The sequence below is a fragment of the Colwellia sp. RSH04 genome (assembly GCF_003545765.1).
GTDB lineage: Bacteria > Pseudomonadota > Gammaproteobacteria > Enterobacterales > Alteromonadaceae > Colwellia.
Map to the genome: position 1 here is coordinate 174,900 of NZ_QXIO01000001.1, position 17,661 is coordinate 192,560.

General features: G+C 38.2%; 11 protein-coding genes and 3 tRNA genes. All 14 read right to left on the reverse strand.

Features of this window, described 5'->3' with window-relative positions; all coding sequences use genetic code 11:
* Nucleotides 1–4: 4 nt before the first annotated feature.
* On the reverse strand, nucleotides 5–829 hold the full coding sequence (locus D1094_RS00720) for a M48 family metallopeptidase (protein WP_118958170.1): 825 nt from the start codon (nucleotides 827–829) through the stop codon (nucleotides 5–7).
* 217 nt (nucleotides 830–1,046) lie between these two features.
* A complete protein-coding gene (locus D1094_RS00725) occupies nucleotides 1,047–2,180 on the reverse strand; it encodes a sodium ion-translocating decarboxylase subunit beta (RefSeq protein ID WP_118958171.1) in 1,134 nt (377 codons plus the stop codon).
* Between the two features lie 9 nt (nucleotides 2,181–2,189).
* Nucleotides 2,190–3,977 carry a sodium-extruding oxaloacetate decarboxylase subunit alpha gene (oadA, locus tag D1094_RS00730; RefSeq protein WP_118958172.1) on the reverse strand — a complete coding sequence of 596 codons (1,788 nt, stop codon included), beginning with the start codon at nucleotides 3,975–3,977 and terminating at the stop codon, nucleotides 2,190–2,192.
* 19 nt (nucleotides 3,978–3,996) lie between these two features.
* A complete protein-coding gene (locus D1094_RS00735; RefSeq protein ID WP_118958173.1) occupies nucleotides 3,997–4,272 on the reverse strand; it encodes an OadG family protein in 276 nt (91 codons plus the stop codon).
* Between the two features lie 988 nt (nucleotides 4,273–5,260).
* Nucleotides 5,261–5,337 (reverse strand) — tRNA-Arg (locus D1094_RS00740).
* Nucleotides 5,338–5,417: 80 nt separating this feature from the next.
* Nucleotides 5,418–5,494 (reverse strand) — tRNA-Arg (locus D1094_RS00745).
* Nucleotides 5,495–5,498: 4 nt separating this feature from the next.
* A tRNA-Ser gene (locus tag D1094_RS00750) sits at nucleotides 5,499–5,590 on the reverse strand.
* Between the two features lie 234 nt (nucleotides 5,591–5,824).
* Complete coding sequence (locus tag D1094_RS00755; protein WP_118958174.1) at nucleotides 5,825–11,560, reverse strand: calcium-binding protein; 5,736 nt, start codon at nucleotides 11,558–11,560, stop codon at nucleotides 5,825–5,827.
* A 19-nt stretch (nucleotides 11,561–11,579) separates the two neighbouring features.
* Nucleotides 11,580–12,155, reverse strand: coding sequence for a hypothetical protein (locus tag D1094_RS00760; RefSeq protein WP_118958175.1), 576 nt, complete (start codon nucleotides 12,153–12,155; stop codon nucleotides 11,580–11,582).
* Nucleotides 12,155–12,610 carry a hypothetical protein gene (locus D1094_RS00765; RefSeq protein ID WP_118958176.1) on the reverse strand — a complete coding sequence of 152 codons (456 nt, stop codon included), beginning with the start codon at nucleotides 12,608–12,610 and terminating at the stop codon, nucleotides 12,155–12,157. Before D1094_RS00765 ends, D1094_RS00760 begins: the two co-directional genes overlap by 1 nt.
* A gap of 12 nt (nucleotides 12,611–12,622) precedes the next feature.
* Nucleotides 12,623–13,210: a hypothetical protein gene (locus D1094_RS00770; RefSeq protein ID WP_118958177.1), complete on the reverse strand. Its 588-nt coding sequence runs from the start codon at nucleotides 13,208–13,210 to the stop codon at nucleotides 12,623–12,625.
* Between the two features lie 89 nt (nucleotides 13,211–13,299).
* The gene (locus tag D1094_RS00775; RefSeq protein ID WP_182440057.1) at nucleotides 13,300–14,709 is read right to left on the reverse strand and encodes an HlyD family type I secretion periplasmic adaptor subunit; all 1,410 of its coding nucleotides are present in this window, start codon (nucleotides 14,707–14,709) and stop codon (nucleotides 13,300–13,302) included.
* A complete protein-coding gene (locus tag D1094_RS00780; RefSeq protein WP_118958179.1) occupies nucleotides 14,699–17,026 on the reverse strand; it encodes a type I secretion system permease/ATPase in 2,328 nt (775 codons plus the stop codon). The genes D1094_RS00775 and D1094_RS00780 overlap by 11 nt, the downstream gene beginning before the upstream one ends.
* Before the next feature lie 180 nt (nucleotides 17,027–17,206).
* Nucleotides 17,207–17,404 (reverse strand): carbon storage regulator CsrA, encoded by a 198-nt coding sequence (gene csrA, locus D1094_RS00785; protein ID WP_118958180.1) that lies wholly within the window; start codon nucleotides 17,402–17,404, stop codon nucleotides 17,207–17,209.
* Nucleotides 17,405–17,661 lie beyond the last annotated feature (257 nt).

Below are 17,661 nucleotides of genomic sequence, written 5' to 3' on the forward strand. Positions count from 1 at the left end.
TTGTTTATTTTTTTGTTACTGGTGGTTTTGGGATAACACGTGGCTTTTTACAATTGGGTCTCTTTTCTCTATTATACAAAGCCATAGATTGCGCTAAATGTTGATCCAACTGCTTAATACGAGTTTGATTCGACGGATGAGTCGACATAAATTCAGCAGGTGCAGCGCCATTACTGAGTTTGTCCATATTTTGCCATAACTTAATACTTGCTTTAGGATCAAAACCCGATTTAGCCATTAAATCTTGACCGACAATATCTGCTTCACTCTCGTGAGAACGGCTATATGGCATAATGACACCGTATTGTAAGCCAACACCTAATCCTGCCATCCATAGGCCTTTGTTATCAACATCGCTTGCCCCTATTGCGACAGTGGCAACGGCGACACCTATATTTGACAATTTATTTGCTGATAAACGCTCATTAGAATGATGCTCTATTACATGACCAACTTCATGACCTATTATGGCACCGAGTTGATCTTGAGTTTCAGTAACATTCAAAATGCCTGTATACACACCAATTTTACCACCGGGTAAGGCGAAAGCATTTACCTGAGCTGAATCAAAAACGACAACTTCCCATTCTCCTTGATGAGCAGATTTAGGTACATTCACTGTGATAGCATCAGCAACACATTGTACAAAATCAACCGTAGGTTTATCTTTACTAATAGGGGTTTGCTTCTTCATCTCATCAAAAGAAGCAGCACCCATTTTGTTCAACTCAGTTTCAGAAAATAACATTACCTGATTTCTTCCTGTTGTTGAGGTAGAACAGGCAGATAATGTAAGTAATGCAATACATGCAAGCGAGGCTAATTTCATATCAATTCCATATCGTAATAAGTTCCTTTATTTTAAAAACTAATTTACTAAATTACTAGGGCGTGTTGACCTTTGTTATGATTCATTAATTCAAATGAGTTCACTAAAATTTGAATGATAAGCTCTGAACACTTAACTTGTTTTAGGACGGGTCAACATTCAGAAACAAAAAAGCTCGGTATTAACCGAGCTTTTATACATCAAAATTAATAAAGCATTAACCGCCTACAAGGGCTAATAAAATACCAGCAGCAACGGCTGAGCCGAGAACACCAGCTACATTTGGCCCCATAGCGTGCATTAATAAGAAGTTATGTGGGTTAGCCTCTAAACCGACTTTATTCGCCACACGAGCAGCCATAGGTACTGCTGACACCCCCGCAGCACCAATAAGCGGGTTAATTGGATCTTTAGAGAACTTATTCATCAATTTTGCCATTAATACCCCAGAAGCCGTACCAATAGAGAATGCAACAGCACCTAAACCAAGAATACCCAGCGTTTCTACATTTAAAAATGCTTCGGCGCTTAATTTAGAGCCTACACCCAACCCTAAGAATATTGTCGTGATATTGATTAGCTCGTTTTGAGCGGTTGAACTTAATCTATCAACTACACCTGATTCACGCATTAAGTTACCTAAACAGAACATACCGACTAATGGCGTTGCTGCTGGTAAGAAAAAGATTGTCATGAGTAATACACCTAAAGGAAATATTACTTTTTCAATTTTTGTTACTGGGCGTAATTGCGCCATTTCAATCTTTCGTTCTTCTTTTGAAGTTAACGCTTTCATAATAGGTGGCTGAATAATGGGTACTAGCGCCATATATGAGTATGCAGCTACCGCTATGGCACCCAGTAATTCAGGTGCTAATTTTGAAGCTAAAAAGATTGCCGTAGGGCCATCAGCGCCGCCAATAATAGCAATAGCTGAAGCATCCTTTAAGGTAAATTCAATACCTGGCACCATATTTAACGCAATTGCGCCAAATAAAGTAGCAAAGATACCAAATTGAGCTGACGCACCTAATAACAAGGTTTTGGGGTTAGCAATTAGCGCCCCAAAATCAGTCATGGCACCAACACCCATAAATATAATCAGTGGGAATATCCCTGTATCGATGCCTGCATAGTAAATGTAATGTAATAACCCACCAATCTCTGAAAACCCTGCAATAGGAATATTCGTTAAGATCGCACCAAAGCCCATTGGCAATAACAATAGTGGCTCAAAATTTCTAGCAATAGCTAAGTACAGTAAGCCACAACCAACAAGCATCATGACAACCTGACCTGACTGAAAATTTGCAAGGCCAGTTGACATCCACAATGTGTATAAAGATTCCATGCTTATCTCCTACGAAAAGCTAAGCAAAGCATCACCAACAGCAACAGAGTCACCTTCTTTGGTAAATAACGAGACAATTTCACCGGCAGATACGGCACGAATTTCGGTTTCCATTTTCATTGCTTCCATGATGATAACGACATCACCAGCTTCAACATGATCCCCTTCACTCACTAAAACTTTAAAAATATTACCCGCTAAAGGCGCATTCAATGTTTCTTCTGCAGATATTGATGCTGATTGTTTAATGGTTTCATCGCCACCAACAGGTACTTTGATTGAATCAATAGAACCACCAGGGGCAACTACAACATCATATACCTTACCATCAACGCTTACCGCATAACTTTCTGGTGCAGTTGCTGGCTGTGCGCTAGTGCTTTGTGCAGAAGGTGCTTGAGCAACTTGCTTTGTTGGCACAGGCTCAAATGCATCAGGATTGTTTCTGTTCTCTAAAAATTTCAAACCAATTTGTGGGAACAAAGCATAAGTCAGTACATCATCAATAACATCTTCAGCCAGTTCGATACGCTTTTCTTTAGCTAAAGACTGTAATTCATCAGACAGTTTATCAACTTCTGGGTCAAGAAGATCTGCTGGTCGACATGTTATAACGTCTTTACCATCAAGAACTCTTGCTTGTAATGCCGTATCAACTGGAGCAGCTGTTGAGCCATACTCGCCCTTTAAAACGCCTGAAGTCTCTTTAGTTATCGACTTATAACGCTCACCCGTTAAAACATTTAATACGGCTTGCGTACCAACAATTTGAGATGTAGGTGTCACTAATGGAATATAACCAAGATCTTTTCTTACTTTAGGGATTTCAGTTAATACTTCATCAAATTTATCTGCTGCACCTTGCTCTTTTAGCTGATTTTCCATGTTTGTTAACATGCCGCCTGGAACTTGTGCCATTAAAATACGTGCATCAACCCCTTTTAAGCTACCTTCAAACTGAGCATACTTCTCGCGAATATCACGAAAATATGCCGCAACTTCAGCCATTTTATCTACGTTTAAGCCTGTGTCACGTTCAGTGCCATCAACAATTGAAGCGATCGTCTCTGTAGGAGAATGACCGTAAGTCATACTCATAGACGAAATAGCAGTATCAACAACATCTACACCGCTATCAATTGCTTTCATTTGGGTTGCAATACTTAACCCTGTTGTGGCGTGACAATGAAGTGCAATAGGTAGCGAAACAGTTTCTTTTAATTTACCAATTAACTCTTGTGCATCATAAGGTTTTAAAAGACCAGACATGTCTTTAATACATAAAGAGTGGGCGCCCATATCTTCAAGCTGCTTAGCCATTGTCAACCAGCCTTCTAGCGTGTGAACAGGGCTTTCTGTATAACTTAACGTACCTTGGGCATGTGCACCGACTTTAACCGCAGCTTTGATTGATGTTTGTAAATTTCTAACATCGTTCATCGCATCGAAAATTCTAAAAACATCAATACCATTGATGTGAGCTCGCTCAACAAACTTCTCAACGACATCATCAGCGTAATGACGGTAACCTAATATATTTTGTCCACGGAACAACATTTGTTGTTTCGTATTAGGCATCGCCTTTTTTAATGTACGAATTCTATGCCACGGATCTTCACCTAAATAGCGAATACAAGAATCAAAAGTTGCTCCACCCCAAGATTCAATTGACCAATAGCCCACTTCATCAAGTGTCTTAGCAATTGGCAACATATCTTCTAAGCGAAGTCTTGTTGCTAATAGTGATTGGTGTCCATCTCTTAAGACAACTTCAGTAATACCTAATGGCTTGCTCATGACGATACCTTTTATATTTTTATGATTTTGGTTGAGAATGCTTGCGTCGGTAACTCGTAACTGCACTACTAATTGCTGTTACGATTGCTGGTGAAATATCTCCACTAGCCGCTTTATTTTGTTTTTTATTGGTTCTTGGTTTACTTTCAACCACCGCATCAGGAAATTTTACTGATAACTTGGCCAGTACAGTATTAATAAAAATGATTAATACGCTTAAAAAAGCAAAAACAAATACCATCCCTGCTAGCATTAATGTTCCTGCTTCTATAAATTCTTGTTGCATGTTGTCCATTTTTTTTCTCTAACGATTCTCTTGTAATTAGAATAATCACTCCAATCACTAAAAAGCAAATGCTTTTCGTTAGTTTCATAAAAAAAAATTTACGTCAACCCCCCAAAGAGCGAAATATTCACTTATTTTCAATAAATATGCAGCACATTTAGCATATTTTAATATTGTATATAATATCTAAGTTAGTAAAAATATGGCCTTTGGAAAAAAATCCAACGTTCGTATACTGTATCCTATATGTTAAGTTTTATTCATCAATCTTGCATACAATTACACTTTACCAAATCAAGAACTATCTAATTAATAAACAATTAAAACAAAAAACGACCAATTAATAATTCTTTAACCGCTATAAATACTGATAGCTTAGATTACAAAGAGGTATAGTTTAAAACGCATCACCGCTTAAATTTATCAATTGAATTTTATCGACGTGGCCTCCTAAGATAGTCATACCGAACAATTGCAGCTATTAACATATACAGCTTGCTTATCTATTATCCCGACTTTAGGGCGTGTTGACTTAGAATTAGTTAACTAACCTCAGCTCGGGATAATAAATAGCTCCCTAGCAGCTATTTTTCCTTACTTCTATGTTTAATTCATAAACAATAGAACAACTATTCTTAATGAATTTGCCTTGAATTAAGAAAAACTATCAAGCTAGTGAGTTGCTGAAACCACAAGTATAACAATTTCAAACGATTAACTTATCTCTTAACCCGAGCTGAGGTTAACTATGCATTCTTCAGCAGATAATGATGACGTAAGCACAATAATCAGAAAATGGCTTGAAATTGAAAATACAGCATTACATTTATGACGAACAGTATTTAATCCCAGTCGGTATAAGAAAGTGATCTCTTAGCCGTAAAACTCGCCTATCTCGTTTTAAGTGCTCACCTCTTTATGTGGATTGGTAAAATGCTTTTTAAAGGGCAAAAAAAAAGACCTAGCATAAGCTAGGTCTTTCTATCTCAAAGAGATGTGGCGGACGCGGCAGGAGTCGAACCTGCGACCGCCTGGTTCGTAGCCAGGTACTCTATCCAGCTGAGCTACGCGTCCGCGGTCTAAAAACTTCTTTAACCAGCCTTAATAGTAGCTGCTCTTCAATTCATTAACCACTTTCTTTGAAGAAAAGAAAGTGGCGGACGCGGCAGGAGTCGAACCTGCGACCGCCTGGTTCGTAGCCAGGTACTCTATCCAGCTGAGCTACGCGTCCGCAATGGCGGAGAGGGAGGGATTCGAACCCTCGATCCGGGATAAACCAGATACTCCCTTAGCAGGGGAGCGCCTTCGGCCACTCGGCCACCTCTCCAGTGGGTGCGAATATTAATGGATCTTAAAAATAAGTCAAACAATTTTTCGAATTAATTTGTCTTTTTGAACTGTTTGCTGACAATTCATGCAAATGTGGTGTTTTTTAACCAAAATTGCAATTAAAGTGTGAGTAAATCATATTGTATCTTGATCAAAAAAGGCGAAGAACTTGCGTTAATCGCCTTTAACAAACTAAAAGAGAATATTCTCATTAATTCATAGGTATACTGTATTAAAAAGCACTTTCAACAATAGGAAGAATGGTATTATAACTCGAGGGCTGTCTTTCATACTCATCAGTACCATCGCCAAAACTTGAAATTGATTGAACCAGTAAATTGAAACCTAACTCTGCTGATAAACTATCTGCTTCTTCTGTCACCATATTTGCGATAATATCTTCAGCGTGCCACACCGTACCATCAGCAAATTCAAATTGTTTTTCAAGTAATAGATCACGATTATTCCAACCCATTATCGTAATTATAGCATTATCCGGTAATGCAACCGATAGATTTCTTCCTCTACCAGAAACCGTAACCGTTATATCCGCAGGGGTAATAGTTTGATCAAAACGTATAATATCAAGACCATAAAAATCACTTATTGTATCGTTACCATCTCCCAAACTATAGTTATATACATCATTGCCTTTTCCACCATACACGTCATCGTCACCTAACCCCATATCATAATGAGTGCCAAAAACTGTAGAGCCATTATAAATATAACTGTCACCTTCAACACCTACTATGACCATATTTGAGAAAATATCTTCATCTTGCCATACCGTACCATCTGAAAACTCAAGTTGCTCTATACGTGACTCAGTAATTACTCTATAAATACCACCACTTGTATAATAAGTAGTTTTCCTCCAGTCAATAATAGTCACCACTTGTCCATCAGGTAGTGTGATAAACATATCAGTATCACTGGCCGTAATTGAAATGTTTTCAGGTGTGATGCCTACACCAAAACGTAACGTATCATTTCCTTCTAACTCATTAATAACATCGTTACCATCGCCTAATTCATAAAGGTAAACGTCATCACCATTTCCACCATTTAAAGTGTCATCTTTAAGTCCACCATTAATCACGTCATTTCCGTCATAACCATTTATAATGTTAGTATTTTCATCACCAACTAAAGTATCGCTTTCACTGGTGCCTTCTATGCTTGTGACGATTTCAGGTTCTAAATCGGTATATAGCTTTTGTGCAGCAAGTTGGATTTCTGGATAAGTCATCACTGAGCCATCAAAGAACTCAAAACTCTCGATGATATACGATCTATCGACTCGTTCCTCACTACTTAAAGCCCTAGTAACTAACGGTATAAATGCATTTTCAACTGTAATGCTATCTCCAGTTAAATTGCCGCCATCGTCTAACAGCTCAATAATCCAGTGACTTTCAGTTTCATCATGAGTAATTCTTAAGTTATCGGCAGTTATACCTACACCAAAAACAATTTTATCTTCACCATTATTTTCTAGGATGACATCTTGACCATCGCCAAAATTAAATAGGTAAGTATCATCACCAGAACCACCAAAAATAGTGTCATTACCTAATCCCGCATCAAATGTAGTACCAAATTCAAGTGGACTATAATCTAAACTGTCATCACCATCTGTCCCCACTACAACCATATGACTGAAAAAATCTGCAGCTTCCCAAACCGTTCCATCAAAAAACCTAATAGTACTAACGCTAAGTATGTCAGAATTATTGCCTTGTATAGAAAGTTTATCTCCCGTTGAGGTGTATATGTCCATATTACCAGACCAAACGTCATCACTTGCTTCAATACTTATATTTTCAGTTGTGATCCCCTTACCAAGTTTAAGATAATTTTCACCGTCACTGTCAATGATAATGTCATTACCATCACCTAATTTATAACGATAGATATCACTGCCTATTCCCCCCTGCAATATATCATCTCCGCCACCAGCATCTATAACGTCGTCACTATCAGTACCCGTAATAGTATCTGATTCTTCAGAGCCTTTAATTGGTTCAATATAAGGAACTTCAGCATGTAAAGCGCCCCATTCATAGCCTGTACCACCCAAACCAAATACAAAGCGTTCGATAGTCCAAGTATCATCAATAAACTCTTTTGGGCCAAATATTGCCTCATGCTTTGGAATATACTCGTCATCAGTTCTAAAACGGTAATAATTGGTAATTATTAATTTACTATAATTTGAAAGAGATAAAATTAAATCATTCCCATCTTTTGAAAGCTCTAAACTATCAGTTCCAACATCTATACCGAAATACACTGTATCAAAGCCACCATTTTGATCTTCATATATACGTACAGTACCCATACCCCAATTAAAAAAATAGTCGTTAGAATACTGCACTGCTGAAGTTTGAGCCCGCGATGTAATATTTTCTAAATTAAGTGATGTACCATCATAAAATTCAATACTCTCTATTTGCTTATCTAAATCTTTAAAAGCATTGTTGATTGTTATTTTATCTCCTGTTAAATCACCAAAATCATCATAAAGCTCAATTAACCAATGACTTTCTGTAACATCATGACTTATTCTTAAGTTTTCAGATGTTATACCTTCGCCAAACACAATCTTATCTGAGCCAAGGCTATCAGTAATGACATCAACACCATCACCAAAATTAAAGACATACGTATCATTTCCAGCACCACCATATAAGTAATCCCTACCTTTACCGCCAGTTAATTCATTATCACCCACATCACCAGTTAAGTAATCACTCCAAGATGAACCTACAATATTTTCAATAGCAACTAATGTATCTCCAGTGGCATCTCCATACCATGCCTTTCCAGAGCTTAATTCTACATCAACGCCTTCTATGCTGGTGCTGTAATCAACGGTATCAATACCATATCCACCAGAAAGATAATCAGCTCCTTCACCACCCACTAAATAGTCATTGCCCTCTCCGCCGTAAAGGCGATCATTGCCCGCACCACCATGAAGAAAATCATCACCAGAGCCACTCCTTATCGTATTAGCTGTTTCATTACCAATAATGAGATCTTTCAAGTTACCGCCACCAGAGGTGTCAATATTGTTTTCATCAGTCTTTTCAGACAGCAACGTAAATGCACGATCTATGCTTTGCCCCTGTGTGTATTCAAAGTTAGCTATATGAGTATTGCCCGTCTCATCATAGGCTAGGTCTGAAGAGCGCTCAGCTAAGCCCATTTCATTTAAAATAGTATTAGCAAAACTGATAGCATCACTTGTTTCACCAGGGGTATTCGTATCACCTAACTTATAAATAAAACTAACTAACTCAAAAACAAGAGCCGATTGAATTGTATCTTTTACAGCCTTACCTTCTGTGCTTATATAAGTATTCTTATTAAGAGACTGTAAATCAAAACTCATTGAGGGTGTGTTAGCCCCAATAGTTCCTGGAAACTCAGGGTCTTGCCCTGCAGAAGTTAAAAGGGCACTCTCTGTAGAAGATGTGTCAAAATCAGTATTTATTAATTCAGGCTTTATAGAAATTTGATACGCATAGTCACTTAACATCTGTCTTGCAATTGCTGACTGACTATAAATAGTTCTTAACGCCATCTTTATCATTTCAACATCAGCTGCTTCAAATGCTTCATCGAAATTGAATTTTTTCAGAATATCATCAATAACATTAATCCCTTCTCCTACACGGCCTCCTTCAAGATCAATACCTAACATACCATTACTAAAATTGGGTATTGTGACACCATAAGTAATTAATGTTTGACTACCATCTAACTCATAAACTATGTGATATTCTCTCCCTCCGAGACCTGAACCTGAATAGTCATTTTCAAGATAAACATCAACTTGCAGTCCTGTTTCAACATCTTTGTATTTTCGAAGATATTTACCACCAGTGAATACGTAGGTTTTATCGCCAATATCTTCTGCACCACCATGTATTGCACCTTGTCCATCAGAGTCATGAATGATTACATGGTTAGCTGATGCGCCAAGATAGTATGAGTCGAAACCATCGCCCCCAACCATAAGCTCGGTTCCGAGTGTAAAGCCCATACTACTACCTTTGATTACAATATCTGCATCTTTAGCTTCTGCTTCATTCCATGAAACCACATGTAAAGCGCCTTTACCTACCCAAAGAGAATCATTACCATCACCACCATACAGGTAATCTATTCCATCCCCGCCAACCAAAGTATCACGGCCATCGCCACCATGAAGTATATTAATTGCTCCCTCGCCATAAACATCTTCTTCACCAGACTCTAAATGATCATCACCTTTGCCCCCCAGAAGAAAGTCACCACCATCACCACCATATAACTTATCATTATCTAAGCCTCCTTCTAAATGATCGTCACCTTCTTTTCCATAGAGAATGTCTTTTCCATCGCCACCATATAAACGATCGTTTTTAGCGTCTCCTTTTATATTAGAATCATCACCATCCGTACCAAATATTACTCGTTCATAAGTTGCTGAACCACCTTTACCATTGATATTTAATTCAAGATCTTGACCGTTATTCACGTCTGATTTCATATCAATAAAAGTAACATTGCCTGTAAAACTGCTATCACTATATGTTTTATCATAATCTTTATTTTCTTGATTATATTCAATCAGCCAGTGCAACATAGCAGCGCGGTCAGTTAAGTATTGCTTTGAGTAGTTTTCAACATCTAATGCATCATTGTTATCATGCTTCTTGTATAACGTATTGGTAATAGTATTTGAGGTGCCACTAACGACAAAGGGTTGTAAATGTACTAAAGCGTATAAAGACGCTTTTTCGCCTGCCAACGCATGGTTAACCGTGTTCTCAGAAACAGCAGTTATGCTATAGCTATTCTCTTCTGTCGTATCTGTGATTTGTTTAATAACACGATATACTTGGTCATGGTCACTTTCTGTTATAGCGACAGTTTCTTTACCAAATAACCTAGCTAAATGGTTCATCATACCTTCTAGTTCAGTATATTCATCACTTGACGCTTTTGGCAGTAATTCATTGGCTTTTTCTAAGGTTATCGAATTATCAAGCAAATAAAGTAAGTTCATTACCGCTAAAGAGTCAACCAACCTGTCCATATCGTGGCTTGGTAAATCACCTAATACATCTTCTGCCTCAATGAAAATATTAGTTAATTTTCCTCCAGGATGCGTAGTACTCCATAAAGTTGGCTGAGAAATAGGGTCTAATGGTGCTTTGAAGTTATTAATATGAGTATTTAATTCAGCCATTTTATTTGGCGTTAAACCAACAACATCACCAATAAGGCTGGCTATAATATCAAAATGGTCACCTACAATACCCGCACTATCAAAGGTGGTTGCTTGCTTAGTCATGGAAGGGAATAATAAGGCAAATGTAGCAGCTAAGTGACCTCCGAGAGAATGTCCTGTTACATTTATTTTAGTATCAGCAATTACACCAGTTCCTGTAGTGCGACTTGTCTCTTTAAAAACCAAATAGATATCTTCTATAATTTCATAATCAGAATCACTTTCAACATGACCGACCAGCACGGAGCTTTCTGGTGCTTTATCCCCAGTGTCTACTATCACCTCTTCAAACCCATATTGTGGTACATCAGCGCCTGAACTGGAAAGACGAAGATAAAAGTTTATTAATTCTGCCACGTGATTATAAGCCATACCATAAGCTGAGTTACTGGCATTAGCATCAGTCCAGTCACCATCTAATACGCCATCGGTACCTCGGTTAGCAAGGTGGTATTCACCACTTTCAATATTTTGAAATAATGTCGCTGAAAAGCCCGATTCATTCACCTGTTGAACTACTTTATACTTAGAAGCAAAGTACTCTGCTTGTGCTTGAGTTAAACCATCAGGCTCTAAAGCTTTTAAAGCATCAATGAGTGTGACACCTTCCATTCCTACGGATAAAGAAGCATAAGCTGCCTGTGCTAACAATGCCTCTTCAAATAGTATTTTGATTTTCATGTACTTAATCCCTTAAATATTATTGCTTAAAAAATGTGTTTTCAATCAAATTCATATGTTTTTCGTGGTAAAAAGCCATACCACGACTATCACGACCTGCAGGGCAATATACTCCTTGAACGGGGTTGTATTTATTGGTTCTCCCCTGCATATTTAATAAACTCACCGCCTTACTTAATACCTTGCTATCACTCTTTCGAACTATAGCGCTTTCCACAGAATAAATAGGCCCTATCGATGAAAGCTCTTTTCTTTCAAAAAAGCTAAGAGAATAATGCTGCTCAAAGCGCTCTTTATCGATTAGTAATTTTTTGTTATTGATATAAAAGCTACCATCAAGGCGGCGCAGTGCTTTTGCACCGGCAGGAATCGGTCTAAAAAGCTCTTCTCCTAACGCCACCCGTTCATAGATAAACTGACCAACCCGCCCTTCTTCAGTACAATATTGCTCAAACAAACTATCTGAGCGTATTTTCTCAATGCTACTACAGGCACTAATACTACCAACGACTACAATAAAGAAAGCTGCAAGCACAAGCCTGATGTATCTGTTGTGCGTATTGTTACTGTTGATTAATGGGTTAAAAAATATCATTAGGCTGCTTCCCTTATTGCTAGTTGTTGCTTACTTTGTGATGTTTCAAAAGCAAGGTGTCGTAAATTCTCACTTGATGAAACCAGTTTTGAATGCGTAACTTGAAGATAAAAGTTTATTAATTCTGCAACGTGATTATAAGCCATGCCATAGGCTGAGTTACTGGCATTGGCATCGGTCCAGTCACCATCTAATACGCCATCGGTACCTCGGTTAGCAAGGTGGTATTCACCACTTTCAATATTTTGAAATAACGTTGCTGAAAAGCCCGATTCATTCATTTGTTGAACTACTTTATACTTAGAAGCAAAGTATTCAGCTTGCGCTTGGGTGATACTAGTATCACTTTCTTTTAACACTTTTGCTAAATCTTCGCCTGTCATTCCAGAGGTTAGACCATCAACATAAGCTGCCTGAGCCAATAAGGCTTCATTAAATAATGTTTTTATGTCCATATTCTTATTCCTTTAAATTGTTTTTATGTAAATAGTTTTCTCAATCAAAGTTCGATGATTTATCATTGATAAGGGTTGTCCTTTACTATCTTTACCTACTGGACAGGTAACCCCATTAACAGGTAAGTGCTTTCGAGTTTTCCCCAGCATATTCAATAAGCTAACAGCTTTGCTTAGAGTTTTACCATCAGATTTCCTGATAATTGTAGTTTCCAAAGAATAAATAGGCCCTACAGGTGATAACAGTGTTTTTTCCCAAAAATTGCGTATGTAACTATTCTTAAAAGTATCTTTATCAAGTAAGAGTTTTCCACTATCACTATCAATGAAATAAATACTATCGACTCGGCGTAGCTCCTTTGCATCCGTAGGAATAGGTCTAAAAAACTCTTCACCTAACGCCACCCGTTCATAGATAAACTGACCAACCCGCCCTTCTTCATTACAATATTGCTCAAACAAACTATCTGAGCGTATTTTCTCAATGCTACTACAGGCACTGATACAGCCTATTAATAGCAGACTAAGCACAACCAAAATTGACTTTTTATAGTGCTTGTAACTATTTTTATTACTAACAAACCAGCCGAAAATCCTCATAAATACTCCTTCAAATTAATCCCCAATTGCTAAACACTCTTAGCTATTATCTTTAATTATTTCCCTTCAATAGAGCCTATTAACCCATATTAACGCTCTCGCGCCCCTTCACTAACACCACGCATTAGTGGCGCTAATAAAAACTCCATTAATCTTCTGGTGCCTGTTTTAATTTCAACCGTAACTGACATGCCCGGCTTTAACTTGACCCACTTTCCATCAACGTTAATTTTGTCAGTATCTATTGCAGCCTTTAAAGGGAACAATAAGCCCATTTGCTCATGTTCAATGGCATCAGCTGAAATATCAATCACTTCACCGTCGATTACCCCGTATTTAGTAAACGGAAAGCTGTCTATTTTTATTTCTGCTACTTGCCCTGTATGAACAAAACCTATGTCTTTATTAAGCAGCCCTGCTTCAATTTCAAGTTGCTGTTCGTTGGGTACTATTTTTAATAGCTCTTGTGCTGGGGTTACTATGCCGCCTATGGTAGCAATGCTTAACTCTTCGACCACACCATCTACGGGCGCAGTGAGAATACGTAGTTCTGTTAAGCGCTTTGCTTTGGTCAGCTCTTGTTTAATGCTTTCGTTTTGTCGTGATAACTGATTGATTTCTTGTAAGGTGTTGCGTCTTATTTCAGAGCGGTAGGCTTTAAGATTTTGCTGGGCAGCAATAATACTGGCACTTATTTGTTCTACATTGGCGTGTTCTAGATTTAAGGTTTCTGCTTGTTCAATACGCTGTTTTTCTAGCTCTAAGTATTGATTACGTGCCACCAGAGATTCAGTTAATAAGGATGCTAAGCTTTCCACTTGCTCAGTAACCAGTGGTAGAGTTTTCGTTAAGCGAATAACATTTATATTTATCGCTTTTTTCTCGGCTTTGAGTTTTACTATTTCACTAATAAAGCTATCAAGCTTTGATTGATACTCTTGCCAACTGCTATCCAATAATAGCTGCTGATTTAATGGCAGCTTGGTTTCAGTTGCATTAGTTGCTTTAGCTGCTTCATTTACTTTAGCCGTAGCATGGGTATTTTTATTAAAGTCAACATTAGAGGAGCTTAACTTAGCTAAAAATGCCTTTAACCTTGCTAGATCATTGTTATTACCTTGCCATTCATTTTGTAATCTATCCGCATCGGCTTGGTTAGATGTACTATCTAAGGCAATTAATTTATCGCCTGCCTTTACTTGCTGACCTTCTTTAATAAAAATAGTTTTAACAACGCCGGTTTCAAAGGGTTGAATTACTTTTACTTGCCCGCTAGGGACAATTTTACCTTGTGCCGTAGCAATAATGTCTATTTCTGCCCACAATGCCCACAAAATCACAATAAGAATAAGTGCACTTATGCCCCATAACATTGAGCGACTCCACTTAGGTGGTGGTGCTGCTTGAATTTCAAGGGCAGCTGGTAAAAAGGCGAGTTTTTCGCGAGCTAATTTACGATGCGCTTTAGAAGACTGAGTATCATGTGAACTAGTGGTCATGCTCAGACTCCTTACTTGGATGCTCAGTTTGATTAACAGCTTGCTGTTGTTGAGACGATTGAGGAGCAACATTTTGTTGCTGTACTGGTTTAGTTATTGGCCTTGTAGCTGGCTTAACTTGACTAACGGGCTTAGCCGCTACACCTAAACCTTGATGACTTTGAATTGAGTGCAACTGCGCATAAATACCACCATGCTTTACCAGCTGCTGGTGATTGCCTTGTTCAACTAAGCGCCCTTTATCAACCACCATAATGCGATTAGCATCTTTTACTGCCGATAAACGATGGGCAATAATAAATACCGTGCGACCCTGACTGATTCGACGCATATTCGCCTGAATAATACTTTCAGATTCATAATCAAGCGCACTGGTTGCTTCATCAAAAATAAGTATTTTAGGGTTAGTCACTAACGCTCTTGCAATGGCAATACGCTGTCTTTGCCCGCCTGAAAGCGATGAACCTTGCTCGCCAACAATCGTGTCGTAACCTTCAGGCAGCTCTAAAATAAATTCATGGGCTCCGCTTAATTGAGCGGCTTTTACCACTTGCTCCATCGACATGCCCGAGTCAACTAAGGCAATGTTTTCTCGTACGCTGCGATTAAATAAAAAGTTTTCTTGTAGTACTACACCTACTTGCCTGCGTAGCCATGCAGGCTCAACCATGGCTAGGTCAACACCATCAATCAACACTCGGCCAGCTTCTGGTACATATAAACGTTGCACCAGTTTAGTTAAAGTACTTTTACCTGAGCCAGAACGGCCAACAATACCGATAACTTCACCGGGGCGACATGCAAAACTAATATCATTAAGTACAGGCGGGCGATTTGGTGCATATCTAAAGATGACATTATCAAAGGTAACTTGTCCTTTAATATCAGGCAAGGTAGCGCGATTAGGATTATAACCAGGCTCTGATGGGGCATTTAATACATCGCCCAAGCGCTGCAATGAAATGTTTGCTTGTTGAAAGTCTTGCCATAAATTAACCAAACGCATTATCGGCCCGCTCACGCGTTGAGCAAGCATATTAAAAGCAATAAATTGCCCGATAGTAAGCTCTTGTGAGACCACCGCTATCGAGCCAAAATATAAGGTGAGCAAGCCCCCAATTTTATTAATATAAGCCGCGACCTGGCTGTAAATATTATTAAGGTTACTGGTTTTAAACGAGGTGTTAACATAATCAGCCAATTTATCTTCCCAACTGTTACGTAACTGCGGCTCAACGGCCATCGCCTTAATGGTTTCTACGCCATTAACCGATTCGACTAGGAAGGAATGGTTTTCTGCACTGCGCTGAAACTTTTCATCCAATCGTTTGCGTAAAGTAGGCGTTACTAATAAAGAAAGCGCTAAGTAAAAGGGAATGGTGCCCACAATTATCCAAGTGAGTAGTGGTGCGTAATAAAACATTACCGCAAAGAAAATGGTACTGAAAAGTACATCAAGAACAACGGTAAGCGAGGAGCCCGTTAAAAACTCACGTACACTATCAAGTTCTTTTACCCGTGCAACCGTATCACCTACTCGACGAGCATTAAAGTACGCCACAGGTAAAGACAACATGTGCTTATAAAGTTTACTGCCTAGCTCTACATCGACTCTGTTGGTTGTATGCGAGAACACATAAGTTCTTAAGCCAGTAAGTACGACTTCAAAAGTGATGACAATAAAAAAGCCGACTGCCAACACATCTAGGGTGGTCATGCCTTTATGAACTAGCACTTTATCAATAACAACCTGAAAGAAAATGGGCGATGCTAAACCCACCAGTTGAATAAAGAATGAGGCAACAAACACATCACTAAAATACGGTTTGTATTTAATTAAGGCGGGCACAAACCATGAAAAACCAAATTTGGCACTTTCATTCATTACCCCACTAAATAATGAACTACGTTTAGAGAGCAGTAATAACTCACCTTGCCAAAAGTTTAATAACGATTCAAAGCTATGGGTAGTGGGTGCATTACGAGTTTTCTCTTTGCTATCATCAGAAACAAGCTCTTGAATAAGCACTTCTTGATTCGCCACTTTCGCAATAATAAAAAAGTGACCATCTTTATGGCGTGCAATGGCAGGTAATAAATGCTCGCTGAGTTTTTCAGGTTTATCTTGAATGAACTTAGCTTTAAAACCTAAACTTTTTGCAGCCCTAACAACATTAATATGGAGTAGTTTTTCCGCGTTTTCAGATGCACTGTCTGGGTGAAATTCTCTTATTAAAGCACTAGGCTCTGCTGGAATTTGGTGAAAGCGTGCTAACAATGATAAACATTGAATAGCAGATTTGAAATGGCTCGACATCGTTTCCCTGAGTCATACAACGTTCCTTATATGCAGCCCAGTCTATTGTATACAATAAACATTGTAAAGCGAAAACGCACTCGTTGTGCATAGATGTATGTTCAAGATTAAGTTTTGACAACTATATACATAAAAAAAGCACCACGGTGTGGTGCTTTTCTAAAAGAAAACAAACATTGATTAAAGTTTATTTCCTGATGCCTCAGTATCGCCTTTTTCAGCTTGTATACGCATGTAAATCTCTTCACGGTGTACTGAGATTTCTTTTGGCGCATTAACACCTATTCTTACCTGATTTCCTTTAACGCCTAAAACAGTTACGGTAACTTCGTCACCTATCATTAAAGTTTCACCGACGCGTCGTGTTAATATAAGCATACATCTTCCTTTTCAAATAATGAGAATCACTAAATATATATAAGCTAGTAATATATCTGGATTAGTTTACTTTTTTCTGTTTACTCTTAAGTAATAGTCAAGTTTTCGAAAAAAGTCATTATTCATTTTTACACTCATTTCCAATGAAGTGTTAAAATGAAACATTATAATTAGTAGTAAATAAGTATTTGCTACTAAATTAATAAGCAGGATCATATCAATAATCACTTACCTTTGAATAGTTTTATAGCCCTTTT

Coding starts and splice junctions, on each gene's coding strand:
- D1094_RS00720 (WP_118958170.1), bottom strand. CDS start 829: ATGAAATTAGCCTCGCTTGCATGTATTGCATTACTTACATTATCTGCC.
- D1094_RS00725 (WP_118958171.1), bottom strand. CDS start 2,180: ATGGAATCTTTATACACATTGTGGATGTCAACTGGCCTTGCAAATTTT.
- oadA (WP_118958172.1), bottom strand. CDS start 3,977: ATGAGCAAGCCATTAGGTATTACTGAAGTTGTCTTAAGAGATGGACAC.
- D1094_RS00735 (WP_118958173.1), bottom strand. CDS start 4,272: ATGGACAACATGCAACAAGAATTTATAGAAGCAGGAACATTAATGCTA.
- D1094_RS00755 (WP_118958174.1), bottom strand. CDS start 11,560: ATGAAAATCAAAATACTATTTGAAGAGGCATTGTTAGCACAGGCAGCT.
- D1094_RS00760 (WP_118958175.1), bottom strand. CDS start 12,155: ATGATATTTTTTAACCCATTAATCAACAGTAACAATACGCACAACAGA.
- D1094_RS00765 (WP_118958176.1), bottom strand. CDS start 12,610: ATGGACATAAAAACATTATTTAATGAAGCCTTATTGGCTCAGGCAGCT.
- D1094_RS00770 (WP_118958177.1), bottom strand. CDS start 13,210: ATGAGGATTTTCGGCTGGTTTGTTAGTAATAAAAATAGTTACAAGCAC.
- D1094_RS00775 (WP_182440057.1), bottom strand. CDS start 14,709: ATGACCACTAGTTCACATGATACTCAGTCTTCTAAAGCGCATCGTAAA.
- D1094_RS00780 (WP_118958179.1), bottom strand. CDS start 17,026: ATGTCGAGCCATTTCAAATCTGCTATTCAATGTTTATCATTGTTAGCA.
- csrA (WP_118958180.1), bottom strand. CDS start 17,404: ATGCTTATATTAACACGACGCGTCGGTGAAACTTTAATGATAGGTGAC.